The organism is Microtetraspora niveoalba (assembly GCF_001570405.1).
In the GTDB taxonomy this organism is placed as follows: domain Bacteria; phylum Actinomycetota; class Actinomycetes; order Streptosporangiales; family Streptosporangiaceae; genus Microtetraspora; species Microtetraspora niveoalba.
In genome coordinates this window covers 57195-82984 of the sequence record NZ_BBYM01000033.1, presented here as the reverse complement: position 1 = coordinate 82984, position 25790 = coordinate 57195, and the positions used below count along the sequence as shown (strand labels likewise).

At 71.6% G+C, this 25790-nt stretch carries 24 protein-coding genes and 1 tRNA gene; 19 read left to right on the top strand and 6 right to left on the bottom strand.

Annotated features, from left to right (window positions below):
• Nucleotides 1-10: 10 nt before the first annotated feature.
• Both cysC and AWQ70_RS28955 read right to left on the bottom strand, forming a co-directional pair.
• On the bottom strand, nucleotides 11-1237 hold the full coding sequence (gene cysC, locus AWQ70_RS28965; RefSeq protein ID WP_067182789.1) for an adenylyl-sulfate kinase: 1227 nt from the start codon (nucleotides 1235-1237) through the stop codon (nucleotides 11-13).
• A gap of 626 nt (nucleotides 1238-1863) precedes the next feature.
• Nucleotides 1864-2610, bottom strand: a complete 747-nt coding sequence (locus AWQ70_RS28955) for a class I SAM-dependent methyltransferase (protein ID WP_067182783.1) — start codon at nucleotides 2608-2610, stop codon at nucleotides 1864-1866.
• A 152-nt stretch (nucleotides 2611-2762) separates the two neighbouring features.
• On the opposite strand from AWQ70_RS28955, the gene mfd reads away from it, so the two are divergent.
• From mfd to AWQ70_RS28895, 12 genes are all read left to right on the top strand, one after another.
• A complete protein-coding gene (mfd, locus tag AWQ70_RS28950; RefSeq protein ID WP_067182779.1) occupies nucleotides 2763-6248 on the top strand; it encodes a transcription-repair coupling factor in 3486 nt (1161 codons plus the stop codon).
• A 77-nt stretch (nucleotides 6249-6325) separates the two neighbouring features.
• Entirely contained in the window at nucleotides 6326-6937 is a 612-nt protein-coding gene (locus tag AWQ70_RS28945; protein ID WP_067182775.1) for a hypothetical protein, read from the top strand.
• Between the two features lie 18 nt (nucleotides 6938-6955).
• Nucleotides 6956-7915, top strand: coding sequence for a nucleoside triphosphate pyrophosphohydrolase (locus tag AWQ70_RS28940; RefSeq protein ID WP_067182773.1), 960 nt, complete (start codon nucleotides 6956-6958; stop codon nucleotides 7913-7915).
• A gap of 87 nt (nucleotides 7916-8002) precedes the next feature.
• The gene (gene eno, locus AWQ70_RS28935; RefSeq protein ID WP_067182770.1) at nucleotides 8003-9283 is read left to right on the top strand and encodes a phosphopyruvate hydratase; all 1281 of its coding nucleotides are present in this window, start codon (nucleotides 8003-8005) and stop codon (nucleotides 9281-9283) included.
• Nucleotides 9284-9408: 125 nt separating this feature from the next.
• The gene (locus tag AWQ70_RS28930) at nucleotides 9409-9807 is read left to right on the top strand and encodes an FtsB family cell division protein (RefSeq protein WP_067182768.1); all 399 of its coding nucleotides are present in this window, start codon (nucleotides 9409-9411) and stop codon (nucleotides 9805-9807) included.
• A 13-nt stretch (nucleotides 9808-9820) separates the two neighbouring features.
• Nucleotides 9821-10330, top strand: a complete 510-nt coding sequence (locus tag AWQ70_RS28925) for a DUF501 domain-containing protein (RefSeq protein WP_067182765.1) — start codon at nucleotides 9821-9823, stop codon at nucleotides 10328-10330.
• Complete coding sequence (locus AWQ70_RS28920; protein ID WP_067182762.1) at nucleotides 10327-11283, top strand: Ppx/GppA phosphatase family protein; 957 nt, start codon at nucleotides 10327-10329, stop codon at nucleotides 11281-11283. The genes AWQ70_RS28925 and AWQ70_RS28920 overlap by 4 nt, the downstream gene beginning before the upstream one ends.
• 265 nt (nucleotides 11284-11548) lie before the next feature.
• Nucleotides 11549-11878, top strand: coding sequence for a PadR family transcriptional regulator (locus tag AWQ70_RS28915; protein WP_067182917.1), 330 nt, complete (start codon nucleotides 11549-11551; stop codon nucleotides 11876-11878).
• Nucleotides 11875-12954: a DUF1700 domain-containing protein gene (locus AWQ70_RS28910; protein WP_067182759.1), complete on the top strand. Its 1080-nt coding sequence runs from the start codon at nucleotides 11875-11877 to the stop codon at nucleotides 12952-12954. Before AWQ70_RS28915 ends, AWQ70_RS28910 begins: the two co-directional genes overlap by 4 nt.
• Before the next feature lie 49 nt (nucleotides 12955-13003).
• Entirely contained in the window at nucleotides 13004-13798 is a 795-nt protein-coding gene (locus AWQ70_RS28905; protein ID WP_067182755.1) for a uracil-DNA glycosylase, read from the top strand.
• Nucleotides 13799-13950: 152 nt separating this feature from the next.
• Nucleotides 13951-15321 (top strand): NAD(P)/FAD-dependent oxidoreductase, encoded by a 1371-nt coding sequence (locus AWQ70_RS28900; RefSeq protein ID WP_067182752.1) that lies wholly within the window; start codon nucleotides 13951-13953, stop codon nucleotides 15319-15321.
• 132 nt (nucleotides 15322-15453) lie between these two features.
• A tRNA-Leu gene (locus AWQ70_RS28895) sits at nucleotides 15454-15526 on the top strand.
• An 83-nt stretch (nucleotides 15527-15609) separates the two neighbouring features.
• On the opposite strand, the gene AWQ70_RS28890 is transcribed toward AWQ70_RS28895, so the two are convergent.
• Nucleotides 15610-16332 carry a DUF4386 family protein gene (locus AWQ70_RS28890; RefSeq protein ID WP_157530548.1) on the bottom strand — a complete coding sequence of 241 codons (723 nt, stop codon included), beginning with the start codon at nucleotides 16330-16332 and terminating at the stop codon, nucleotides 15610-15612.
• Nucleotides 16329-16703, bottom strand: a complete 375-nt coding sequence (locus AWQ70_RS28885) for a hypothetical protein (protein ID WP_067182746.1) — start codon at nucleotides 16701-16703, stop codon at nucleotides 16329-16331. The genes AWQ70_RS28890 and AWQ70_RS28885 overlap by 4 nt, the downstream gene beginning before the upstream one ends.
• Nucleotides 16704-16888: 185 nt before the next feature.
• On the opposite strand from AWQ70_RS28885, the gene AWQ70_RS28880 reads away from it, so the two are divergent.
• Complete coding sequence (locus AWQ70_RS28880) at nucleotides 16889-17557, top strand: response regulator transcription factor (RefSeq protein ID WP_157530546.1); 669 nt, start codon at nucleotides 16889-16891, stop codon at nucleotides 17555-17557.
• Nucleotides 17550-19628: a sensor histidine kinase gene (locus AWQ70_RS28875; protein WP_084517920.1), complete on the top strand. Its 2079-nt coding sequence runs from the start codon at nucleotides 17550-17552 to the stop codon at nucleotides 19626-19628. Before AWQ70_RS28880 ends, AWQ70_RS28875 begins: the two co-directional genes overlap by 8 nt.
• 152 nt (nucleotides 19629-19780) lie before the next feature.
• Here AWQ70_RS28875 and AWQ70_RS28870 read toward each other — a convergent pair whose 3' ends face one another.
• Nucleotides 19781-20401: a pentapeptide repeat-containing protein gene (locus tag AWQ70_RS28870; protein ID WP_067182743.1), complete on the bottom strand. Its 621-nt coding sequence runs from the start codon at nucleotides 20399-20401 to the stop codon at nucleotides 19781-19783.
• A gap of 97 nt (nucleotides 20402-20498) precedes the next feature.
• A complete protein-coding gene (locus AWQ70_RS28865) occupies nucleotides 20499-20975 on the bottom strand; it encodes a GreA/GreB family elongation factor (RefSeq protein WP_067182741.1) in 477 nt (158 codons plus the stop codon).
• A gap of 153 nt (nucleotides 20976-21128) precedes the next feature.
• On the opposite strand from AWQ70_RS28865, the gene AWQ70_RS28860 reads away from it, so the two are divergent.
• The 5 genes from AWQ70_RS28860 to AWQ70_RS28840 all read left to right on the top strand — a co-directional run bounded on the left by AWQ70_RS28860 (nucleotide 21129) and on the right by AWQ70_RS28840 (nucleotide 25771).
• Complete coding sequence (locus tag AWQ70_RS28860) at nucleotides 21129-22664, top strand: PucR family transcriptional regulator (protein ID WP_067182738.1); 1536 nt, start codon at nucleotides 21129-21131, stop codon at nucleotides 22662-22664.
• A gap of 97 nt (nucleotides 22665-22761) precedes the next feature.
• Nucleotides 22762-24012 (top strand): NAD(P)/FAD-dependent oxidoreductase, encoded by a 1251-nt coding sequence (locus tag AWQ70_RS28855; RefSeq protein WP_281197125.1) that lies wholly within the window; start codon nucleotides 22762-22764, stop codon nucleotides 24010-24012.
• Nucleotides 24013-24169: 157 nt separating this feature from the next.
• Nucleotides 24170-24970, top strand: coding sequence for a Bax inhibitor-1/YccA family protein (locus AWQ70_RS28850; RefSeq protein ID WP_067182734.1), 801 nt, complete (start codon nucleotides 24170-24172; stop codon nucleotides 24968-24970).
• 109 nt (nucleotides 24971-25079) lie between these two features.
• Nucleotides 25080-25307: a DUF4287 domain-containing protein gene (locus tag AWQ70_RS28845; RefSeq protein WP_067182903.1), complete on the top strand. Its 228-nt coding sequence runs from the start codon at nucleotides 25080-25082 to the stop codon at nucleotides 25305-25307.
• A 53-nt stretch (nucleotides 25308-25360) separates the two neighbouring features.
• Nucleotides 25361-25771, top strand: coding sequence for a PPOX class F420-dependent oxidoreductase (locus tag AWQ70_RS28840; RefSeq protein ID WP_067182730.1), 411 nt, complete (start codon nucleotides 25361-25363; stop codon nucleotides 25769-25771).
• Nucleotides 25772-25790: the final 19 nt, after the last annotated feature.

Genomic DNA, 25790 nt, shown 5'->3' with positions numbered 1-25790 from the left:
TCGTGGACGTTCATCGCACCCACCCTCCGGACGTCAGCACGTTCAGCACGGCGGACACCGCCCGCTCGACGGTCATGCCGGTGGTGTCCAGGGTCAGATCGGCGTCCTCCGGCTCCTCGTACGGATCGGAGACGCCGGTGAACTCCGGGATGAGCCCCGCGCGGGCCTTGGCGTACAGGCCCTTGCGGTCGCGGCGCTCGCACTCCTCCAGCGGCGTGGACACGTGGACGAGCAGGAAGTCGGCGCCGACCTCCTCGGCCATGGCCCGCACCTCGTCCCGGGTCGCCGCGTACGGCGCGATGGGGGCGCAGATGGCGAGGCCGCCGTGCCTGGCCGCCTCGGAGGCGACGAAGCCGATCCGCCGGATGTTGTGGTCGCGGTCCTCGCGCGAGAAGGTCAGCCCGGCGGACAGCAGCCGGCGGACGACGTCGCCGTCCAGATAGGTGACCGTGCGGCCGCCCCGCTCCAGCAGGGCGTCGCGCAGCCCGCGCGCGATCGTGGACTTGCCGGAGCCGGACAGGCCGGTGAAGAACACCACGAGGCCGCGGCGGTGCGGCGGGCCGGGGATGACGACCGGGGCGGAACCCGCGTAGTGCTCGGTCGCGCCGTAGTTCCGCGCCACGTGCTCGCGCAACTCCAGGTCGATCTCGGCGTCCTCGCGCGGCGCGAGCGGCACCGCGACCACGGACGAGCCGGGCAGCGCGGCGGACGCCTTGAGCGCGGCGCGGACCACCGCCGGGCCGCTCTCGCCGAACACGAGGGGGAGCAGCAGCACGGCCGCCTCCAGCTCCTCGGCATTGGCGGCGATGTCGTCGAGGGTGGCGGCGTCGAGCGGTCCCCGCATGGTGACCGCGAGGATCTCGCCGTCCGGCAGCTCCTTGCGGACATCCTCCGGCGTACGGCGGAGCCGGGCGAACGGCCCGTACGCGGGGGCGTCGAGCGCCTCGACCGGACCGGCGGCGTGGTGGCCGTCCCGCTCGCGCACCGTCATGACGGCGACGGCCGCGCCCTCGGGGTCCCTGAGCGTGACCCGCGCGCCCACCGGGATGTCGTCGGGCAGCGCGATGGTGATCGGGTCGGGCCAGGGGGTGCCGTCGGCGAGCCGCCCGTGGTCGATCACCTCGGCGACGTCGGCGGCGGAGAGGAAGCCGTCGAGCGGCGCGTACGCGCCTGAGAGCAGCAGTTCCAGGTCGGCGAGCTCACGCGCGTCGGGGATCCACTCGGTCATAGCTTCCATTTCCGATCGAATTAGTCGGATACCTACCTTATCCCGCGACCAGGGCATAGCGCAGCCCTTGCCGGGGCGTCCAAGAAGGTGACATTAACCCCTGGAGGTGGTCGTGGACGCCGCGGACGAGCGACGTTTCCGCGAGTTCGTATCGGAGTCGTCCCCGGCGCTCATGAGATTGGGCTTCCTGCTGACCTGCTCGGTCGGCACCGTGCGCAGCACGGCGCACCGCTCGCTCGCCCGCCTGCGTGGTGTCGCGGAGCGCCGGGGAAGGGGGCGGACGCCGGCGATGGAAGCAGGACGGGCTTCTACGTGATCGACGTGGCAACCGCCACCGCCGGGGAGTTCCACCGGATGCCCCTCGGCTCCGTCGACAACCGGAACGGGCGCCTGACTTCGGCTGGAGCGACGACGGCGCGCTGATCTACGAATGGGACCTGTCCCCCCGGCACAAGGTCTTCTACGACCTCGACGGGCCCCCGCGCGACGCCCCGTCCGACTACGTGGTGACGGAGTCCGAGGCGGGAGTCTCACCCGACGGCACGCTGCTCGCCGGGAGGGACGGGCTGCAGGCCACTTCGATCGGTGAGCCGGGTCCCGTGCGCGCCCGCGGCCCGCGGCCGCGACGGGACCCGTCAGATGAGGCGGGCGAAGTGGTTCTGCGGCTTGCGCACGACCACGATGACCTCGTCGTGGCCGGATGGCAGCCGCCCGCTGGAGAGCCGGTCCACGATCCGGCAGACCTTCCGCGCCAGGGCCGCCCGCGGGCCGCGGCAGGCGGCCCCGCTCGTGCCCGCGTAGTCCTCCGTGATCATCAGGCCCCGCATCAGGCAGTACGCCTGGATGCCCTCACGCGAGCTGATCCGCTCGTAGACGGCGGGCAGCGGGCCGATGGTCTCGGCGGGGACGAACCGCTTCCACAACCTCCGGCGCAGCCAGGCGGGTGTCTTCCGGTCGCAGAAGCCGTACGCCGAGCTGCGGTCGCGCAGCCTGATCAGCAGCAGGCCGCCGGGGCGCAGTCCGGCGGCCATGCGGTCCATCACGAGCTCCGCGTTGCGGATGCGTTCGAGCAGGAAGTCCACGAGGATCACGTCGTAGGAGCGCGGCGGGATCGGCACGTGCCGCAGGTCGCCGAGCGTCCAGGAGTCCAGGTCCTTGCGCGACTTCGCGTGGGCTCGCAGCTCCGGCAGCTCCTCGTCGATCCCGCTGACCTTGGAGCCGAGCCGTTCCATGTCGCCGTCGCCAAAGATCGAGGTGCTGGCGCGGCCGCAGCCGGCGACGAGGATGTCGAGCCTCCGCCCGAGCTGCTCGGTCCACTGCTCGCGGATCTTCTTGCTGAAAACGTCGTCCTGGCCGGCCGACGGCGAACGAACATCGGTCATGTCACAGATAGTAATCGTGCCTGCTCGGACGGTCGCGGATCCGGGTGCGGCTCAGCGGTTCGTCCGGGCACGTCGCCGGGCGGGCGTAGCCTTGAGCACGTGCCCCCCGGTTCGCACCGACCGGGGGTTCCCGTGTCATCGTGGGGCTTTTCATGTCACTTTCCGGCTTGCTCGACCTGGTCGCCGCGGAACCGACCCTGGCGGCGGCCCTCGACCGGTCCGACCTCGGCGCCGACCTGGTCGCGCCCGCCGCGCTGCGGCCGTTCGCCGTCGCGGCGCTCTCGCGCGCCCGGCCGGTGCTCGCGGTCACGGCCACCGGACGCGAGGCGGAGGATCTGGCCGCCGGGCTGACGAGCCTCCTCGACGAGACGTCGGTCGCCGTGTTCCCCGCCTGGGAGACCCTCCCGCACGAGCGGCTCTCGCCGCGCAGCGACACCGTCGGCCAGCGCCTCGCCGTACTGCGCCGCCTGGCCCACCCGGTGCAGGGCGACCCGACGGCGGGGCCGCTGCGCGTCGTCGTGGCGCCGGTCAGGTCGCTGCTGCAGCCGATCGTGTCCGGCCTCGGCGACCTCGCGCCGGTGCGGCTGCGCGCCGGGGACGACGCCGAGCTGGACGACATCGTGGCGCGGCTCGTGGAGAACGGCTACCACCGCGTCGACATGGTGGAGAAGCGCGGTGAGGTGGCCGTGCGCGGCGGCCTGCTCGACGTCTTCCCCCCGACCGAGGAGCACCCCCTCCGCCTGGAGTTCTGGGGCGACACGATCGAGGAGATCCGCTGGTTCAGGGTGGCCGACCAGCGCTCGCTGGAGGCGGCGCAGGACGGCCTGTTCGCCCCGCCCTGCCGCGAGCTGCTGCTCACCCCCGAGGTGCGCGCCCGCGCCCGCGAGCTGGCCGACGAACATCCGGCGCTGAAGGACGTCCTCGACCAGCTCGCCGAGGGGACGCCGGTCGAGGGCATGGAGGCGCTCGCCCCGGTGCTCGCCGGGGGCATGGACCTCCTGATCGACCACATGCCGGTCAGGGCGGCGGTGTTCGTCTGCGATCCCGAGCGCATCCGCGGCCGGGCCGCCGAGCTGGTCCACACGAGCCAGGAGTTCCTTGAGGCGTCCTGGGTCAACGCGGCGGCGGGCGGCGAGGCCCCGATCGACCTCGCGGCCGCGGCGTTCCGCACCTTGGAAGAGGTTCACGAGCACGCGCGGGAGCTGGGCCAGCCCTGGTGGAGCATCGCCCCCTTCGGCGAGGGCGCCGTGGTCGGCGCCCAGGACGTCGAGGCGTACCGCGGCGACACCCAGCGCGCGCTCGCCGACATCAAGGGCTGGCTCGGCGGCGGCAAGGCGGTGGTGCTCCTCAGCGAGGGGCACGGCCCGGCCGAGCGCATGGTCGAGCTGCTCAAGGGCGTGGACGTCCCGGCCCGCCTGGTGCCGTCCCTGGACGGCCCGCCCGTACGCGACCTCGTCCAGGTGACGACCGGCCGCGTCGAGCACGGGTTCGTGACCGACGAGGTGGCCGTGCTGACCCACCTCGACCTGGTCGGCCAGAAGGCGTCGACCAAGGACATGCGGCGGCTGCCGTCGCGCCGCCGCAACATGGTGGACCCGCTCCAGCTCAAGGTCGGCGACCACGTCGTGCACGAGCAGCACGGCGTGGGCCGATACGTCGAGATGGTCCAGCGGACAGTCCAGGGCGCCACCCGCGAGTACCTGGTGATCGAGTACGCCAAGGGCGACCGCCTCTACGTGCCGACCGACCAGCTCGACGAGGTCACGCGGTACGTCGGCGGCGAGGCGCCCACGCTCAACCGCATGGGCGGCGCCGACTGGGCCAAGGCCAAGACCAAGGCCAGGAAGGCCGTCAAGGAGATCGCGGGCGAGCTGATCCGCCTCTACTCCGCCCGCATGGCCTCGCCGGGCCACGCGTTCGGCGCCGACAGCCCGTGGCAGCGCGAGATGGAGGACGCCTTCCCGTACGCCGAGACCGCCGACCAGCTCGAGGCGATCGACGAGGTCAAGCGCGACATGGAGCGCCCGGTCCCGATGGACCGGCTGATCTGCGGCGACGTCGGCTACGGCAAGACCGAGATCGCGGTGCGCGCCGCGTTCAAGGCGGTGCAGGACGGCAAGCAGGTGGCGGTGCTGGTCCCGACGACGCTGCTCGTCCAGCAGCACCTGTCCACATTCGGCGAGCGCTTCGCGAGCTTCCCCGTCAGCGTTCGGCCGATCTCCCGCTTCCAGACCGACGCCGAGGTCAAGGAGACCCTCGAAGGGGTCAAGGCCGGCGGCGTCGACGTCGTGATCGGCACCCACCGGCTGCTCTCGCCCGAGGTCAGGTTCAAGGACCTCGGGTTGATCATCGTGGACGAGGAGCAGCGGTTCGGCGTCGAGCACAAGGAGGCCATGAAGCACATGCGCACGCAGGTGGACGTGCTCGCCATGTCCGCGACGCCGATCCCGCGCACCCTGGAGATGGGCCTCACCGGCATCCGCGAGATGTCCACGATCCTCACCCCGCCCGAGGAGCGGCACCCGATCCTGACCTTCGTCGGGCCGTACGACGAGAAGCAGATCGCGGCGGCGATCAGGCGCGAGCTGATGCGCGACGGGCAGACGTTCTTCGTCCACAACCGGGTGCGCAGCATCGACAAGGTCGCGGCGCGGCTGCACGAGCTGGTCCCCGAGGCGCGCATCGCGGTCGCCCACGGCCAGATGAACGAGCAGCAGCTCGAAAAGATCATGGTGGACTTCTGGGAGCGGAACTTCGACGTCCTCGTCTCCACCACGATCGTCGAGTCCGGGCTGGACGTGCCGAACGCCAACACGCTGATCGTGGACCGGGCCGACAACTACGGCCTGTCGCAGCTCCACCAACTCCGCGGGCGTGTCGGCCGGGGCCGCGAGCGCGGGTACGCGTACTTCCTCTACCCGCCGGAGTCGCCGCTGACCGAGACCGCCCACGAGCGCCTGGCGACGATCGCCCAGCACACCGAGATGGGCGCCGGCATGTACGTCGCCATGAAGGACCTGGAGATCCGCGGCGCGGGCAACATCCTCGGCGCGGAGCAGTCCGGCTTCATCGCCGGCGTCGGGTTCGACCTGTACGTGCGGATGATGGCCGAGGCCGTGCAGGAGCAGCGGGCCAAGCTCTCCGGCCAGGCCGAGGCGGAGGAGCGCCCCGACGTCAAGGTCGAGCTGCCGATCAACGCGCACGTGCCGCACGCGTACGTGACGTCCGAGCGGTTGCGGCTGGAGGCGTACAAGCGGATCGCCGCGATCGGCTCGGAGGACGACATCGCGGCCGTGCGCGACGAGCTCACCGACCGGTACGGCCGGCCGCCGCAGGAGGTCGAGAACCTGCTGGAGGTGGCGCGCTTCCGGATCCGGGCGCGCAAGGCCGGGCTCACCGACGTGACCCTGCAGGGGCAGCAGATCAGGTTCGCCCCGGTGGCGCTGAAGGACTCCCAGCAGGTGCGGCTCCAGCGCCTCTACCCCAAGTCGATCGTCAAGCAGGCGACGGAGACGCTGCTGGTGCCGGTGCCCAAGACCAAGCCCATCGGCGGGCAGCCGTTGCGGGACCTCGACCTGCTCAAATGGTGCGGTGACCTGGTCGAGGCCATGTTCCTCGAGCCCCTGCGGGTACAGTGACCCGCGGATCTGTGAGAATCGGCACAATTCCCTGGCCCGCTCGCCGGGAGGATCCCAAACGTCGGGAGGATCGGAACGTGAAGTCGTATCGTGTGCGGATCGCCGTCGCCGCGGGTCTCGCGGTCGCGGGCCTCGCCCTGAGCGCCTGCGGGCCCGTTCAGGCGGGCGCCGCCGCCATCGTCGGCAAGGAGCGCATCTCCTCCAGCGATCTGGACGCCAAGGTGCGCGATTTCCGGGCGGACCTCGCCGCGCACAAGCTGGCGGAGGAGCAGCTGAACCTCGGCATGTCGGTGCCGCAGGTCGTCCTCTACTACACGGCCAACGCGAAGCAGTACGCCGAGCTGGGCCGGCGCAAGGGCGTCTCGGCCTCCGAGAGCGAGATCGACGGCTACATCGCCGGGCGCGGCGGCCAGGCGAAGGTGGACGAGATGCTGCTGTCCGGCGGCGTCCCGCTCTCCATGGGCCGCGACACCATCCGGGCGCTGATCATCCAGCAGAAGCTGATGGCGCAGGCGGGCGCGGGCAACGACGAGCAGAGCGTGCAGGCCGCACTGGTCAAGGTCAGCCAGGAGGCGGAGGCGGCCGTTCCGGTCACCTTCAGCCCGCGGTACGGCAAGTTCGACCCGCAGCGGGGGTTCGTCGCCGACGACCGTCTCGGCGCCGTCGCGAGCGCCGCCGCCGGGCAGTAGACCGGGGCTCTCCACCGCATGGCGCTGATCATCCTGACGACGTCGCCCCGGGTCGCCCCGGGGCTGCTGACCGGGCAGGCGTGGGCGGCGCTGGGCCGGCACCCGGTGCGCACCGCCTCCGCCGACCACCCCTACCTGCCCTTCCTCGCCGAGGCGGGCGTCCGCGTCGAGACCGTGACGCCCGACCCGGCCGCCCTCGCCCGCGACGGCCGTACGGACACGATCGTGTGGCTGGCCGCGCAGGACGGCGAGGAGGACTTCATGCGGGCGCTCGGGCAGGCGGCCCTCGCGCTCGACGAGCCGCCGGTGATCGAGGTGCTCCCCGGGTCGTACGACCTGCCCGGGGCGCGGCTGCTCGACCTGGTCCGGGTGATGGACCGGCTGCGCCGCGAGTGCCCGTGGGACCGGGAGCAGACGCACGAGTCGTTGGTGCCCTACCTCGTCGAGGAGTCGTACGAGGTCCTGGAGACGATCGAGGAGGGCGACCGGGCGGCGCTCCGCGAGGAGCTGGGCGACCTGCTGCTGCAGGTCATGTTCCACTCCCGGCTCGCCCAGGAGCGGCTGCCGGACGCCGACGGCTTCGACATCGACGACGTCGCGGCGGGCATCGTCGAGAAGCTGGTCCGCCGCCACCCGCACGTCTTCGCGGACACCCGGGTGTCCGGGGCCGAGGACGTGAGCGACAACTGGGAGGTCATCAAGGCCGCCGAGCGCGCGGCGAAGGGGACCAGCGAGTCGGCGGTGGCCGGCGTGCCGATGGGGCAGCCCGCGCTCTCCCTCGCCGCCCAGCTCCTGCGCCGCGCCGAGCGCGCCGGGGCCCCCGCCGAGCTGGCCGCCGACCTGCCGTCCGAGCTGGGCGCGCGGCTGTTCGACCTGGTCCGTCTCGCGGGGGAGCGCGGCCTGGACGCGGAGGCCGAGTTGCGCGCGGCGGCCAGGGCGTACCGTGCCCGCGTGGAGGAGTGGGAGACCCGCGCATAGCGGGCGTAAGGGGCGGTAGCCGTACCGGGTAGTAAGGGCCGATAGGCTCGTGAGGCAAACTGCCCGCGACTTTGCTAGGAGCGATCCGTGGCTGCCATCGAGGCCGTTACCGCCCGCGAGATCCTGGACTCCCGTGGCAACCCCACGGTCGAGGTCGAAGTCCTTCTCGACGATCACAGCACCGGCCGCGCCGCGGTCCCGAGCGGCGCTTCGACGGGCCAGTTCGAGGCCGTCGAGCTGCGTGACGGCGACAAGAGGCGTTATCTCGGCAAGGGCGTCGAGAAGGCCGTCCTCGGTGTGACCGACGAGATCGCCGACGAGATCATCGGGTTCGACGCCGAGGAGCAGCGGCTGATCGACCAGACGATGATCGACCTGGACGGCACGCCCAACAAGGCCCGCCTCGGCGCCAACGCCCTCCTCGGCGTCTCGCTCGCCGTCGCCAAGGCCGCGGCCGACAGCGCCGACCTGCCCCTGTTCCGGTACGTCGGCGGCCCGAACGCGCACATCCTGCCCGTGCCGATGATGAACATCCTGAACGGCGGCGCGCACGCCGACACGAACGTGGACATCCAGGAGTTCATGATCGCGCCGATCGGCGCCGAGACGTTCTCCGAGGCCCTGCGCATGGGCACCGAGACCTACCACTCGCTCAAGAGCGTGCTGAAGGAGAAGGGCTACGCCACCGGCCTCGGCGACGAGGGCGGCTTCGCGCCGAACCTCCCGTCCAACCGCGACGCGCTCGACCTGATCCTCGTGGCCATCGAGAAGGCGGGATACACCCCGGGCCGGGACATCGCCCTCGCGCTCGACGTGGCCGCCTCCGAGTTCCACAAGGACGGCGTCTACACGATCGACGGCAAGGGCCTGTCGGCCGCCGAGCTGATCTCGTTCTACGAGGACCTGGTCCGCTCGTACCCGCTGGTCTCCATCGAGGACCCGCTGAACGAGGAGGACTGGGACGGCTGGCAGGCCATCACCGCCGCCCTCGGCTCGAAGGTCCAGCTCGTCGGTGACGACCTGTTCGTCACCAACCCCGAGCGGCTCGGGCGCGGCATCCGCGAGAGCGCGGCCAACGCCCTGCTGGTCAAGGTCAACCAGATCGGCACCCTGTCCGAGACCCTCGACGCGGTCGAGCTGGCCCACCGCAGCGGCTACCGCTGCATGATGAGCCACCGTTCCGGCGAGACCGAGGACACCACGATCGCCGACCTCGCGGTCGCGACGAACTGCGGCCAGATCAAGACCGGCGCGCCCGCCCGCTCCGACCGGGTCGCCAAGTACAACCAGCTCCTGCGCATCGAGGAGCTGCTCGATGACGCCGCCCGGTACGCGGGCCGGGGCGCGTTCCCCCGGTTCCAGGGCTAAGGTCGTCTCCAGGCGGACGCCGCCGGCCGTACGCGCGTTTCGGGCGCGGGGCGGGCGGCGTTCGGCATGGAGGCCCACGTCGGGACGGTGCCCCGCCTCCGGGGCGTTCGGGGAGGTGGCTGGAGTTGGCGAAGCGGCCGCAGCTCACGGGACGCGCGGCGATCCTCGCGGTCGTCGTGTGCGCGATCGCGATGAGCCTGGCCTACCCGTTCCGGGAGTACATCGCGCAGCGCCGGCAGATCGCCGAGCTGGAGCAGGAGCAGGCGCGGGCGCTCCAGCACCTGCGTAACCTGGAGGACCAGCGCCGCAAGCTGGAGGACCCGGAGTACATCAAGCAGCTCGCCAAGAAGCGGCTGCACTACTGCGAGCCCGGCGCCAAGTGCTACGTCCTGCTCGACGGCAAGGAGGGGACCACGCCCGCCAAGGCCGAGCGCAAGCAGGCCGGCGTCGCCCCGTGGTACGAGACGATCTGGAAGTCCGTCCAGGCGGCGGACGCCGGCGACGGCCAGAAGGCCGCTTCCTGAAGGAGTTTCGAGGGTGGTTGATCCGGCCGATCTGGCGGCCGTCGAGGCGCAGCTCGGGCGCCCGCCGCGTGGAGTCCGGGCGGTGGCGCACCGGTGCCCCTGCGGCCTGCCCGACGTCGTGGAGTCGGCGCCCCGGCTGCCCGACGGTTCGCCGTTCCCGACGCTGTTCTACCTGACCTGCCCCAGGGCGGCGTCCGCGATCGGGACCCTGGAGTCGTCGGGGCTGATGCGCCGGATGCAGGCCAGGCTGGCGGAGGACCCGGATCTGGCCGCCGCGTACCGTGCGGCGCACGAGGACTACGTCGCGCGCCGGGACAAGGCGGCGGAGGAGGAGGGCCTGGAGCCGCTTCCCCGCGACATGCAGAGCGCCGGCGGCATGCCCGAGCGGGTCAAGTGCCTGCACGCCCTGGTCGGCCACGAGCTGGCGGTGCCGGGGGCCAACCCGTTCGGGCGGGAGGCGCTCGACGCGCTCCCCGACTGGTGGGCGGACGGGCCCTGCGTGTGCGCGGAGGAGGGGTCATGACCCGGGTCGCCGCGATCGACTGCGGCACGAACTCCGTGCGTCTGCTCATCGCCGACCTGCCCGCGGACGCCTCGGGGGAGCCGGTCGACGTCGAGCGCCTGATGGAGATCGTGCGGCTGGGCCAGGGGGTGGACCGCACCGGCAGGCTCGCGCCCGAGGCGCTGGAGCGCACGTTCGCCGCGATGCGCGGCTACGCGAAGCTGATCGTGGAGCACGGCGGCGGCGGGCCGGGAGCCCGCCCGGCCGACGTGATGCCGGTGCGGGTCGTGGCGACCAGCGCGACGCGGGACGCGTCCAACCGCGACGAGTTCGTCGCCGGCGTCCGCGAGATCTTCGGGGTCGACCCCGAGGTGGTGACCGGAGCCGAGGAGGCCCGTCTGTCGTTCACCGGCGCCACGCGCGGGCTGGCCGCGCTGGGCCCCGAGGCGCCCTACCTCGTCGTGGACATCGGCGGCGGCTCCACCGAGTTCGTCGTCGGTGCGGAGGCCGTGGACGGCGCGCTGTCGGTCGACATCGGGTGTGTACGGCTGACCGAGCGCCACATCCGGCGGGACCCGCCCGAGGAGCCGGCCGTACAGGCGATGATCGCCGACATCGAGGCGGCGATGGACCGGGTCGAGGAGGCCGTGCCGGTGCGCGAGGCGCGCAGCCTGGTCGGCCTGGCCGGGTCGGTCACCACGGTCGCGGGCATCGCCCTCGGCCTTCCCGCGTACGACTCGACGGTGATCCACCACTCGCGGATCCCGTCCGCGCGGGTGCACGAGGTCTCGGGCGCGCTGCTCGCCTCCACGCACGCGGAGCGCGCGGCGATCCCGGTGATGCATCCGGGCCGGGTGGACGTCATCGGCGCGGGCGCGCTGATCCTGGACCGCATCGTCCGCCGGTACGGCTTCGCCGAGGTCGTGGTGAGCGAGCACGACATCCTCGACGGCATCGCCTGGTCGCTCGTCTGAGCCTCTTCCTGCCAGGCGATTCCTCCGCCGCGCTTCCTCTCACGGGCCTCCCCTCCGCTTCCTCTCGCGCGCTTTCCTGAACGGCCGCGCCCGGCAGCTCTTCACCCCGGCCGCGCCCGGCAGCTCTTCGCCCGGCCGGGGGGCGGTGGGGCGGCCGGCCGGGCGCTCCCGTCTCGCCGTGGGCTCTTTCCGGCCGCCCCCGCCCTTCCGGGAATCGGGGCGACGCTGTTGCGACTATTCCGCATTGCACAGTACTGTGCGGTGCGTGGACAGTAGCCAGCTACTCAAGGGCGTCCTCGATCTGGCCGTGCTCGCGGTGCTCGACGGCCGTGACAGCTACGGATACGACGTCGTGCGCCGCCTGCGCGAGGCCGGTCTCGACGACGTCGGCGACGCGTCGGTGTACGGCACGCTCCGCCGGCTGTTCAAGGCCGGGGCCCTCACCTCCTACGTGGTGGCCTCCGAAGAGGGGCCGCACCGCAAGTACTACGGCCTGAACGACGTGGGCCGAACGCTTCTCTCCGACTCGGCGAGGACCTGGACGTCCTTCGCCGCCACCATGGACGGCCTGCTCAAGGAGGTAGGTGCCGGATGACCCCCCGGACGGATCCGCACGAGTACGCCCGCGCCGTTCGCGCGGAACTCGCCGACCTGCCCGCGAAGGACAGGGACGAGCTGCTTGAGGACCTCGACGACCATCTGGCCGAGGTGGCGGCGGAGTCGGACACGCCGCTGGAAGAGCGGCTCGGTTCTCCGAAGGCGTACGCGGCCGAGCTGCGGGCCGCCTACGGGGGCCGTCCCGCCCGGACGCGAAGGTCGCTCACCGGCCGGGCCGGCGCGGCGCTGGGCGCGGCGCACGGCCGGCTGCTGGGGCTCACGCCGTACCGGCAGCTCGTGACGTTCCTGCCCGAGCTGCGCCCGGCCTGGTGGGCGGTCCGCGGTTACGCGCTGGCCCTGGTCGTGCTGTCGGCCGTCGGCGAGGGCGGCGTGGTCCCCGGCGACCCGGTGGGCTGGGTGTTCGCGCTCCTGATGATCTGGGCGTCGGTCTGGCTCGGCCGGCGCACCGTCGCGGGGGTCGGGCCGGGCTGGCGGCGCACGCCCCTGATCGTGGCCAACGCGGCGGCGGCGTGGGCGGTGCTCGTCGGCGTCGCCGCGGCCGACCACACGGGGGTGTACGAGACCAGGGTCAGATACGACGCGGGCGGACCTTCGCCGGTCGAGGTCAGGAACGTGGCGACGTTCGACGGCGGCGGGATCTACAACATCCTGCCGTACGCCGCGGACGGCACCGCGCTGACCGACGTCCGGCTCTACGACCAGGACGGCAGGCCGATCACCCTCGAACCGGAGATGTACGGCAGGCGGATCGTCCGGCCCTGCTTGGGGGAGCCGCCGATGGCCAACTCCTATCCGCTGCGGCTGCGGGACGTCGGCGAGACCGCGTACGACGGGAACGGCCGCCCGATGTCCTGCGATCCCGCCATGGCGTCGCCGTCCGCGTCGCCGGCGTCCCCCGAGGGAGTCGCCGAGCCGTCCGCCACTGCGTCGGGCTCCCCCGTGCCGTCTGCCGGTTCGTCCCCCGAGCCGTCGGCGGACCCGTCTCCTGAGCCGTCCGGCAAGCCCGCGAAGAAGGCCGCCGAGTCGTCGGCGCGTCCTTCGGACCGGTCCTGACCGGGGATGACGTCCCGAGCACGGGCACGGAGCTGGCACGATCGATGGCATGAGCTTCGTACCCCCTGGATCCGGCTGGCCGGGCGACCCGGCGGCGCCCGGCACGCCGGTCGCCCATGACGCCGCCGACGTCGTACGGCTCGCGGGCGAGAGCCGTACGGTCGCGGAGCTGACGGCGCGGGAGTCGGTCTGCCGGGCCTGCCCCTCACTCGTGAAGTGGCGGGAGGAGGTCGCGGACGTCAAGCGCAAGTCCTTCGCCGACCAGACCTACTGGGGGCGGCCGGTCCCGGGGTGGGGCGACGACGAGCCCCGGATCCTCATCGTCGGGCTGGCCCCGGCCGCGCACGGGGGGAACCGTACGGGCCGGATCTTCACGGGGGACCGCAGCGGGGACTGGTTGTTCGCCTCGCTGCACCGGACGGGCCTGGCCGCGCAGGAAACCAGCACGCACGCGGGGGACGGGCAGCGGCTGATCGGGGCGCGGGTGATGGCGGCGGTCCGCTGCGCGCCTCCGGCGAACAAGCCGACGCCGCAGGAACGCGACACCTGCTCCCCATGGCTGGCCAGGGAGCTGGCGCTGGTGGCGGAGTCCACCCGCGTGATCGTCGCGCTGGGAGGGTTCGCCTGGCAGGCGATGTGGCCGGCGTTGCGCGCGGCCGGGTACGCCCTGCCGCGCAGCAGGCCGCGGTTCGGCCACGGGGAGGAGTCCGTCGTGTCCTACGGCGAGCGCCCGGTGCACCTCCTGTGCTGCTACCACCCCAGCCAGCAGAACACCTTTACCGGCCGAGTCACGGCCGAGATGCTCGACGCGGTGTTCTCACGGGCGGCCACTCTGGCCTTGTGAACGCTTTCACGAATGTGAACTCGGTCACGCCTGTAATTTCACGCGATTTTCCCAGAAGAAGACCTCGACGATCTTCTCAAAATCGGAAAAACTGGACAAGTTATCAGGGGGTCGGGTTGGTCTCGATCGGGCCGCGTGACGTAGCCTTGTGAATGCTTTCACAAGCGATCTACACACGAAGGGCACCCGTGGTGAACCGCAAGTCAAAGCACATCCTCATCGTCGGCGGTGGATACGTGGGTCTTTATACCGGCCTGCGGCTCCAGCGAACGCTCCGTCGTGAGCTGCGCGAGGGGACAGTGCGGATCACGCTCATCGACCCCCGGTCGTACATGACCTACCAGCCGTTCCTTCCGGAGGCGGCGGCCGGGAACATCTCCCCCCGCCACGTCGTCGCGCCGCTGCGCCGGGTCCTGCCCAAGATCCGCATCCTCAACGGACTGGTCTCCAAGGTCCACCACGAGGCCAGGACCGTGACGTTCGAGCCCGCCGCTGGCCAGTCCCGCGAGATCGAGTACGACATCATCGTCATGGCGGCCGGCTCCATCTCGCGGACGCTGCCGATCCCCGGTCTCGAGGACGCCGCGATCGGCTTCAAGACCGTCGGTGAGGCGATCGCGCTGCGCAACCGCGTGATCGCGCTGCTCGACCGGGCCGAGACCAGCGACGACGAGGACGTGCGCCGCCGCGCGCTCACCTTCGTCGTGGTCGGCGGCGGTTTCGCGGGCATCGAGGCCCTCGCCGAGCTCGAGGACATGACCGAGGACGCGATCAAGTACTACCCGAGCATCGAGAAGAAGGACCTGAGGTGGGTCCTCATCGAGGCGTCGGACCGGATCCTGCCCGAGGTCGGCCCGGAGATGGGCAAGTGGACCGCCGAGCAGCTCCGCGAGCGCGGCATCGAGCTCAAGCTGGAGACGTTCCTCCAGTCGTGCGAGGGCGGCCTGGTCAAGACCTCGGACGGCGACGAGTTCGAGTCGGCCACGATCGTGTGGACCGCGGGTGTCAAGCCGAGCCCGGTGGTCAACTCCGGTGACCTGCCCGTCGACGAGCGCGGCCGGATCAAGACGACCACCCGGCTGACGGTCGCCGCCACCAAGGACGCCTTCGCCGCGGGCGACGTGGCGGGTGTGCCCGACATGACCAACGCCGGCCAGTACTGCGCCCCGAACGCCCAGCACGCCGTACGGCAGTCGAAGGTCCTCGGCGACAACATCACCGCGTACCTGCGGGGCGGGCAGCTCAAGGACTACCGGCACAGGTACGCCGGATCGGTCGCCGGACTCGGCCTCTACCGGGGCGTGGCCAACGTCTACGGCGTCAAGCTGCGCGGGTTCCCCGCGTGGTTCATGCACCGCACCTACCACCTGTCCCGGGTGCCCACGGTGAACCGGAAGGTCCGCGTCGTGGCCGACTGGACCCTGTCCCTCTTCTTCCGGAGGGAGACGGTGTCGCTCGGCGAGATCGAGCACCCGCGCGACGACTTCAGGGCCGCCGCCGCCACGATGCCGAAGAAGAAGTAAACCCGCTCTCCCGTACGGCGTGCGCCCCCACCTGGGGACGCGCGCCGTTCGGCGTTCCATGTCCGGAAGAAGGAGAAGCGGCGTAAGGTCCAACCAGTTACAGATGAGCGATCCGTGACGTATGATCGCGGCGCCCCCGTAGCCCAATGGCAGAGGCAAGCCCCTTAAAAGGGCTCCGGTGTGGGTTCGAGTCCCACCGGGGGCACTTCTGTCTGCTCCGGGTGACGGCCCTTCGGCGGTGTCCCCACGACCTGCGGGAGCATGATCGCGGCCGCCTGTGACCGCGGCTCACGTGCTGCGAGCGTCCGCCGGCTCGCCGGTGAGCGAGGAGGGCAGCGGCGGAAGATCCCACTCGTCGTTCGAGGTGCGCAGCGTCCGGACGCCGAGGAAGAGCATCCCCAGCGCGGTGCATCCCCAGGCGACGAGGTCGAGCCATGGGTTGACGACGACGATGGCCACGAGATGCGTGGGCTGGGACACCAGCAGCAGGATGGCGGCCCAGCGGGGCATGAGCCGCGCCCGCCAGGCGAGGATTCCCAGCAGGACGGTTCCGACGATGTGGCCGACGACGAAGACGAGACCTTCGAACATCGTCAGGCCCAGGATCTCGTCGCTCAGCCTGGTCACGGTCGCCGGCTCCAGGCCGATGTCGGTGGCGGCCAGCACGGCGGTGTCCCCAGCCGCGAGCACCGTCATGGCCAGGTAGCCGGGGATCAGGAACGCGGCGGTCCACGCGGTGAGCGTGGGACGGTGCCTTCGCCCCAGGCGTAGCGCCGCGAACGCCCCGGGCAGGAGGGTGAACAGCGCCGGGATGCCGAGGAGCAGCACGAGCCGCTGGGCGCCGGGGTCGGCCGCGACCTCGGCGCCGACGTCGCCCGACCCGCCGGGGATGATCAGCCGGATGACGGCCACGCACGCGGGGCCGACCGGCATGAGGACGGCGGAGCAGATCCTGGTCGCTGTACGCGTGTCCCGCCCCGCGCTGCGGGCGACGAGAGCCGGGCCGCTCATCGCGCCGACCTCGGCCGGGCGAGCAGGAGCACGACGACCAGGAGTTCCAAGACGATCCCGACCGCGGCCGCGACGACCCAGCCCGCGGGCACGCCCGGATACAGGAACGCGGGCACCGCGCCCAGGGCGGAGAGCACCCGGGTCACGATGACGGTGAACCGCGCCCAGGCGGCGCCGCCCCACGCGAACGGGGTCAGCGCCAGCGCGACCACGCTGATCACGATGTACGCGACGGGGACGACGGGGTCGTCGGCCAGCTGCGGGATCGAGGTGACGATGTCGCCGACGGCGAGCAGTCCGCCCAGCACGAGGCCGATGCGGAGGGGAAGGCCGGCGCGACGGGTCGGTGCGGCGGCTTCGGCGGTGGACATGGGGATGCTCCTTCTATCGGGGCGCGTACGCTGCGATCGCAGCCGGTGCCACTGTCCGATCTCGGCCGCCGGCGCCGCTTGAGGCGATCCCCCTTTCTCGCTCAGGGGTGGCCGGGAAAACTTCCCGGCGACAGTAGGGTCACGCCCCTGGACCGGAGCGCCGGGCCGATGCCGATAATGCGTGCATGACCTCCCCCGCCGTCGGCGAGACCCCGTCGATCCGGGTGCTCCTCGCCGACGATCACCCGGTCGTCCGGCGCGGCCTCGCCGCGCTGCTGGCCACCCTCCCGGGCATGGAGGTCGTCGCCCAGGCTGGTACAGGCCGCGAGGCGCTGCGTGAGATCGGGATAAACCGGCCGGACGTGGTCATCATGGACCTGCGCATGCCCGTCCTGGACGGCGTGGAGGCGACGCGCCGGATCAGCAAGGAGTACCCCGGTACCGCCGTCCTCGTACTCACCATGTTCCAGGAGGACACGCTGGTGGCCGACGCACTGAAGGCGGGCGCCCGCGGTTACCTGCTGAAGTCGGCGGAGCAGGACGAGATCGAGCGGGCCATCCGGGCCGTCGCCGCGGGCGGTGCGATCTTCAGCGGCGCCGTGGCGGGGCCGGTGCTGGGCAGGATCGCCGCGGGCGGGGACGAACCCGCGCTGCCCGCGCTCTCCCCGCGTGAGCGGCAGGTGCTCGACCTGATCGCGACCGGGGCCACGAACGGGGCGATCGCCCATCGGCTGGGGCTGTCCCCGAAGACGATCGGCAACCACATCTCGGCGATCTTTCTCAAACTCGGGGTCGCCTCCCGTGCGGAGGCCATCGTGATCGCCAAGGACGCCGGGCTCGGCCGCCGTGCCTGACGGTGACGCCCCGTCGCCGGACGCGTCCGGCGTGGCGGATCTCCACGGCGCGGACGTAACGGGGCCGCGCCGTGCGCGGTGGGGCGTGGGCGGCGCGCTGGCGGCCGGAACGGGCCTCACCCTGTGCGCGGCCGTCTTCGCCGCGGCCGCGCGTACCACCTGGCCGATCTTCGTTCAGTCGTACACGCTGACCAACCTCACCATCGGGCTCGGCTTCCTGGCTTCGGGCGGGTTCGTCGCGTGGTTCCGCCCCCGCAACGTCATCGGGGTGTTGTTCCTGGTGAGCGGGCTCGGTCACCTGACGACCGCGGCCGCGGGCATGGCCGAGCTGTACGCCATCCGCTCGGGCGCGCCGACGCCGCTGGTGCGCGGCCTGTCCACCGTGTACACGGCGGCGTGGCAGGTCGGCATCGGGTGGCTCTTCCTGCTGGCGCTGCTGCTCTTCCCCGACGGCCGCCTGCCGAGCCGGCGCTGGCGGCTGGTGGCCTGGCTCATCACGGTCAACGGCGTCTACCAGCTCGGCACCGGAGTGCTCTCCGATGGATCGCCCTTCGGGGATGGGCGTGATGTCTCCTCGATCCTCTCTGCGGAGCTCGTCGTCCCCGAGTCCGTCGAAATCGGTGTGGCCGTCGCCGGCGTCGCCACCACATTGCTGGTGATCGCCTCTCTCGTGCTGCGCTACGTACGCGGTGACGAGGGCACCCGCCGGCGGCTGCTGTGGTTGATCCTCGCCGTTCTGGCGATGCTGATACTCAACGGGCAGCGCTGGATCACCGGTGACGGGCCGATCCTGTTCCTGCTGTCGTTCGTGCTGATCCCGGTCGCGATCGGGATCGCGATCGTCCGTTACGAGCTGTTCGACATCCGGCTGGCGCTCTCCAGAACGCTGCTCTATGGCATGACGATCGCGGTGATCATCGCCATGTATGCGGGGATCGTCGCGGGATTCTCGTTGCTCGTCCCGGAGGGTGCGCTGCGCGGCGCGTCGGTCGCCGCGGCGATCGTCGTGGCCATCGGATTCACGCCGCTGCGGCTGTTCCTGCAGCGCCTGGTGGACCGGGCCTTCCACGGCACCCGATCCGACCCGGCGCGTACGGCATGGCGGATCGGACAGGGGCTCAGAGACGACGACGATCTCGCGGGTGTGCTGGAGAGGACGGGCTCCGCGCTGCGCCTGCCGTGGCTCGCCCTGCGGCGGGAACCACAGGGCGACCGGTTCGCCGCCACCGGCACGGCGGACGGCGGCCCGGCGGCCGAGATCGGCCTCGGGTATCGCGGAGACGTCGTCGGCACCCTCGTCGTGGGGTTGCGTCGCGGCGAGTCACAGCTTCACGAGGCCGACCGCAGGACGCTGGAGCTCATCGCCACCCCGCTGGCCGTCGCCCTGCACGCCATAACCCTGCGGGAGCAGGTGCAGCTCGCCCGCACAGCCACCGTCGAGGCCGCCGTGGCGGAACGGGCCAGGCTGCAGCGGGAGCTTCACGACGGGCTCGGGCCCACGCTGGCCAGCGTCACCTTCCGCGCCGACGCCGCGTCCAACCTCGTCCGCTCCGTCCCCGACGAGGCCGTGCGCCTGCTCGGTGAGGTGCGCGCCGATCTGCGCGCCACCCTCGACCATGTCCGGCGCGTCGTCTACGGCCTGCGTCCCATCGAGCTGGACGACCTCGGTCTCCTCGGCGCGATCAACCAGCAGGTGGCCGCGTTGCGCGGCGACCACGGCGAGCGCGTCGCCATTGACGTCCAGGCGCCCCCACGGCTTCCCGTGCTCTCGGCGGCGGTCGAACTCGCGGCCTACCGCATCACCAGCGAGGCGCTCGCCAACGTGCTGCGGCACTCCCGTGCGACACGGTGCCGGGTCAGCGTCTCGTGCGATCGCGAGCTCGTCGTGACCGTCCAGGACGACGGCGTCCCTCCGGACACCTGGAGCCCGGGGCTCGGTCTGCGTTCCATCTCCGATCGCGCCGAAGAACTCGGCGGGTCGGCCGCGGCCGGCCCCACGGCCACCGGATGGGAGGTGGTCGTCCGGCTACCGGTGGGCACTGCGGGGAACCCCGCTTCTCCGAGGGGGTGATCGGGAGGCCGCTTCGTCCTGGCGCCGCCGGATGAGGTCGCGGCATCGGTGCGACAGCGGGATCTTCACGGCGATCCAGGCACCCGGTGCCGTCGCGGACCCCGATATGTGTCGATGAAAGGGCGGCGGACGACGAGCCGTCCGGGCGCGGGTTACTCGGCGCGCACGTCGAGGCCGAGGGCGGTGGCGAGGACGACGGCCTGTTGAAAGTCGATCACGGCGCCCTTGAGGTCGACGGAGAGCGGGTCCACGGAGGACAGATCGCTCCCGCGCAGGTCGCACCGGGAGAGATTGCACGCGCGCAGCCAGGCGCCGGACAGGTCCACCCTCCGGAACGTCGCCCCTTCGAGCCGCGCGCCGGTGAGGTCGGCCTCGCGCAGCCGTACGTCGGTGAAGGCGGCGCCGCGCAGATCGGCGCCCGGGAGCCCGGCGAACGACCAGTCCCCGCCCTCGACCTTGAGCAGGTCGAAGGAGCAGCCGTCGAACATGCTGCCCACCATCTTGCAGCCGGTGAAGGTGGTGTCGAAGAACGAGCACCGGACGAACGTGCAGTTGGTGAACGCCGCGTCGGTGTGCGAGGACGCGTTGAACTTGACGTTGCGGAAGGTGCACTCGGAGAAGACGGCGCCGTGCCCGAACGCCTCGGTCATGTCGACGTCGACGAAGAGGACCTGGGCGTGCTCGTGGCCCGACAGGTCCTCGCTGTCCCAGTCGGCGCCGTGAACGGTGGTGGAGGTCGGCGCCGCCGGCCTGCCGTACTTGCGCTCGGCCACGGCTGCCCTCCTGACGTCGGTTTCGGTGCCGGGCATGATTCTGCCCCCGGGGTACGACAATTTCGTGGGCGGCCCGGGGGCGTCGACACCGATCTTCTCAGTGGGCCGAGTGATGCCCGTAGGGGACCGCCTTCACCAGCGTGACCCGCATCGTCCGGCCGTTGGGCAACTCGTACGTCCGCTGCTCGCCCTCCCTGGCCCCCGTCAGAGCCAGGCCCAGCGGCGAGTTGGGGGAGTAGACCGGGATGTCGCCTCCCACGGACTCGTCCCTGAGCCCCATGAGGAAGGTCTCGGTCTCCTCGTCGCCGTCGTAGCGGACGGTCAGCACCATGCCCGGCTCGGCGACGCCGTCGTCCGGCGGGTCCTCGCCGACCACCGCGTTCTTGAGGAGGTCCTCGATCTGGTGGATGCGCGCCTGCCGGCGCTCCCGCTCCATGATCTCTTCGTTGCTGTCGGGGTCGTGCGGCGGCGCGCCGTCGCCTTCGCCCGCGCGGTGCGCGAGCAGCCCCGCCAGCTCCTCTCGCAACCGGTCGTACGCGTTCTGGGTGAGCCATGTCCGCTGCGTGCTGGTCATGTCACGCCTCCCTTCTCCACACAACACAAAGACACAGCCCGGTACGGACTGTGCCCAGTGCAATTATATCTACCTGTCAAACAAGTTAAAGGTCCGAACTGGGTTACCGTTGGAGGGAATTGTCGGCATCCGGTGACTCTGCGAGCGTGAACGATGGTGGTCCTGGGGCAGCTCCTGGACATCCTCGGCACCCTCGGCACCTGCGAGTGCCGGGGACCGGTCGACCGGGGCGCCAACCTGCGCGGCCTGGCCCTGTACGACCCGTCCGAGCCCCAGGCCGCGGCGGGCGGCCAGGTCATGCTCGGCGTCGGGATCGACAGCGCTGAGCGTGCCGCCCGCCTGCTGGCCGGCACCGACGCCGCCGTCCTGGTGCTGCGCGGGTCCTTCTCACTGGACGAAGGGGTCGCCCGCGCGGCGCGCGAGGCCGGCGCCCCGGCCGTCCTCGTCGATCCGGGCGTGTCCTGGGGCCAGCTCGTCGCGGTGATCCACACGCTGGTGTTCGGTGAACGCGCGGCGGCGAAGGCGGCGGCGCCGGGAGGGTTGTTCGACCTGGCCGACACCATCGCCGGAGCGGTCGACGGACCGGTGACGATCGAGGACGTCCAGGCGCGCGTGCTCGCCTACTCCCACCGCCAGCAGGACGTGGACCAGGCGCGGCTGCGGACCATCCTCGGCCGCCGCGTCCCGGACGAGACGCTGGAGGCGCTGCGCAGCCAGGGCGTCTTCGCCCATCTGGACGAGTCGGACGAGCCGCTGTTCGTGCCCGAGCTGAGCTCCGAGCTGACCGCGCGCGTGGTCGTGGCCGTGCGCGCCGGACGCGAGCTGCTCGGCTCGGTGTGGGTGGAGGTCGACGGCCCCCTCACCCCGGGCCAGAACGCGGCGCTCGTGGCCGGCGCCCGTGTGGCCGCGACCCACCTGCTGACCACCCGCGCGAGCGCCGACCTGGAGCGCCGGGTCGAGGCCGACCTGGTGCAGAGCCTGATCGAGGGAGCCGCCGACGCGCCGGCCGCGCTGCTGCGGCTCGGCCTGCCCGCGACCGACCTCCGGGTCGTCGCGCTGCGCGCCGACGGGGGCGCGGACGCGGTGCTGCTCGCCGCGCGGCACGCGACCGTCGGCTTCACCTGGTCACGCCCCGGCCGCAGCGCCCTCGTCGGCGACGTGCTGTACACCGTCCTCGCCGGAGGCAAGGACGCGGACGCCGCCTGCGAGTGGGTGCGCTCACTCGCGCGCGACCTGCCGTCGGACGCGAGAGTGTGGGCGGGGGTCGGCGGTCCCGCCGACGTCTCGCAGCTCCCGGCCAGCCGGAGCGAGGCCGACGAGAGCCTCGCCGTCCACATGTCCGACCCGGACGCGGAGCTGCCCGTCACGTACGACGCCGTATGGGACCGGATCCTGCTGCGCCGCCTCGCCGGCGCGGCGGCGGCCGGCCGGATGCCCACCAGCGGCCCCGTCGTGGACCTGGCCCGCCACGACGCCGAGCACGGCACCGAGTACGTCCCGACCCTGCGCGCCCTGCTCCGCGCGCAGGGAGACCTCCGGGAGGCGTCCGCGCGGCTCGCGGTCCACCCCAACACGGTCAGGTACCGGCTGCGGAAGATGTCCGAGGCCACCCGGCTGGAGCTCGACGACCCGCGCAAGCGCCTGGCGATGATGATCGCACTCGAAGTCGGCGCGGCCATGTCCGGATAGGACAACCGCAGGCAGATCCATTGTCCGAATTTGGCAGCTCCGACCTCTTCCGCGGCGTACATGCTCGAAGGGTCGTCTCAAGAAAGGGAGAGCTGTCGTGGCGGAGGAGAAGTCACCGCGCAGTGTCGTGGTGGTGGGGGCCGGAATGGTCGGCCTGTCGGTGGCGTGGTTCCTCCAGGAGCGGGGAGTCGAGGTCACGGTGGTCGACCGGGCCGGTGTGGCCGCCGGTGCGTCCTGGGGCAACGCCGGTTGGCTGTCGCCCGGCCTCACCATCCCGCTGCCCGAGCCCAGCGTTCTCCGGTACGGAATGCGGTCGATGCTCGACCGTGACGCGCCGTTGTACATTCCGACCAAGCCGGACCCGCGGCTGTGGGCCTTCCTCACCAAGTTCGCCACGCACTGCACCATGCGGCAGTGGGAGCGCGGCATGCAGGCCTACCGCCCCATCAACGCCCAGTGCCTGGACGCCTTCGACATCCTGACCAAGAACGGTGTCGAGGCCCCCACGATCGACGCGCCGATCATGGCCGCCTTCGAGAAGGCCGCCCAGGCGGACGACCTGCGCCGCGAGCTGGAGCTGATCCTGCGTTCCGGGCAGGAGATCAGCTTCACCGAGATCCCCGGCGAGAAGATCGCCGCGGAGGTCCCGCAGATCTCGTCCAACGTCGAGCTGGCGATCCGGCTGGACGGCCAGCGCTACATCGACCCCGGTGCCTTCACCCAGTCGCTCGCCGACGCCGTGGTCGCCCGCGGCGGCCGGCTCCGCACCGGCTTCACCGCGCGGAACCTGCGCCACGGCCCGCGCGGCGTCACCGTCGAGGCGTACGCGGGGGAGCCGGAGCACGCGGACGCGGTCGTGATCGCGACCGGCGCGTGGCTGGACGACCTGGCCCGTCCGCTCGGCGTCCGGACCTCCGTCCGCGCCGGCCGCGGGTACTCGTTCACCGTGCCGGTCGAGCAGACCGTCCCGTGCCCGATCTACTTCCCCTCCATCCGCGTGGCCTGCACGCCGTACCAGGGCAACCTCCGCGTGGCCGGGACCATGGAGTTCCGTTCGCCGGACCACCCGCTGGACACCGGCCGAGTCGCCTCCATCATCAAGAACACCCGGCCGCTGCTCGCCGGCGTCGACTGGGAGCACCGGACCGACACCTGGGTCGGCCCCCGTCCCGTCACCCCCGACGGCCTGCCGCTGATCGGCGCCAGCCGGGTGCCCGGCGTCTACATCGCCGGCGGCCACGGCATGTGGGGAGTCACCCTCGGCCCGGTGACCGGGAAGCTGCTCGCCGAGCAGATCGTGCTCGGCAAGCGGCCCGCCGAGCTGCGCGCCTTCAGCCCGACCCGCTGATCGGGAGACGGGCCGGCGCCGCCCACCGGGGTTCCGTTTTCCGGGAACCCCGGTGGGGAACTCCCCTCGCCAGACGATCGTTGATTACGCCAGTGGACTGGCGTGACGCCCGCTTGAGATGCTGGCGGCGCACGCTGATCGAGAGTCGGAGGCAGAGGTGGAGAGCAGAAACCCCATATTCAGCCAGCGGGGCGCTCCAGGGGGACAGCGGGCCTGGGCGGGCCCGACGCCCAGCGTCCAGCAGCTGAACGAGATGTACACGGCGCCGTCCTACACGCCCGCCCACACGCCGGCGGCGGAGCGTCCGATGACGGTCGACGACGTCGTGGTGCGCGGTTTCATGACGCTCGGCACGCTCGTCCTCTCGGCGGCGGTGGCCTGGCAGCTGAACCTCGGCTGGACCCTCGCCGCCCCCGCGATGATCGTCGGCCTGATCCTCGGGCTGATCGTCTCGTTCCGGCAGAGCACCAACCCGGCGCTCATCCTCGGATACGCCCTCAGCTACGGCGTGGCCATCGGCGTTCTCAGCCACAGGTACGAGGACCTCTTCCACGGCGTCGTACTGCAGGCCGTGCTGGGCACGATGCTCGCCTTCGGCGGCACGCTCGCGGTCTACACGCTGAAGATCTTCCGGCCCACGCCGAAGTTCACCAAGTTCGTCGTCGGCGCCGCCCTGGCCGCGGTCGGGCTCATGCTCGTCAACTGGATCGTCGGCTTCTTCGAGCCCGGCGGCCTCGGCCTGCGGGCCGACAACCCGCTCGGCTGGATCTTCAGCATCGCGATGATCCTGCTCGGCTGCTTCTTCCTGCTGCTCGACTTCGACGAGATCGAGAGCGGGGTGCGCGCGGGTGTCCCGGCGAGGTACTCCTGGCTGATGGCTTTCGGCCTGACGCTGAGCCTGGTCTGGCTCTACCTGGAGATCCTGAGGTTCATCAGCTACTTCACGGACAGTGACTAATCCATATGATCAAGATTTAATAACGAAACGATGTCCGTCGGGGTCTTGTCAAGCCGGGACGGGTGAGGCAGTGTCGAGCCCAACAGGAGCCATATCCGTGGAGGTGCTCATGACGTTGAACCACTCACCGGAGACCCAGACCAAGCTCATCGCCCGCGTCCCCACCATCACCGGACGCGCCCTCCCCGAGTGGTTCCAAACTATCGACAACGGCCCGTCGTTCCTGCGATGCGACGAGCGTGCCAACTGGCTCGCCGACGAGCACGGGCTCACGCACGGCTACGCGGTCGCCATCGTCCTGGAGCACGAGCGGCGTCGCAGGGGCCGGAACTTCTGATCTGACCTCGCCCGCGCCCGCGCCACTTCCGGCGCGGGCGCATCATTGTGTTCATGGACCTGGACAAGGCGCGCGCGTTCCTCAGGAACAACCACCGCGCGGTGATGCTCACCTGGCACGCCGACGGACGGCCGCAGATGTCTCCCGTCACCGTCGGCCTCGACGGCGACGGGTACGCGATCGTCAGCAGCCGTGAGACGGCCGTGAAGACCCGGAACCTGCGGCGGAACCCGCAGGTGTTCCTCACCGTCACCACCGATGCCTTCTACGGCGAATGGGTGCAGATCGAGGGCACCGCCGAGATCATCTCGCTCCCCGACGCGATGGAGCGGCTGGTCGACTACTACCGCGACATCAGCGGCGAGCACCCGGACTGGGACGACTACCGGGCCGCCATGGTGCGGGACCGGCGGGTGATCATCCGTATCGCGATCGACCGCGCCGGCCCCGACTTCCAGGGATAGCCGGTGTGCCCGGAGGGGC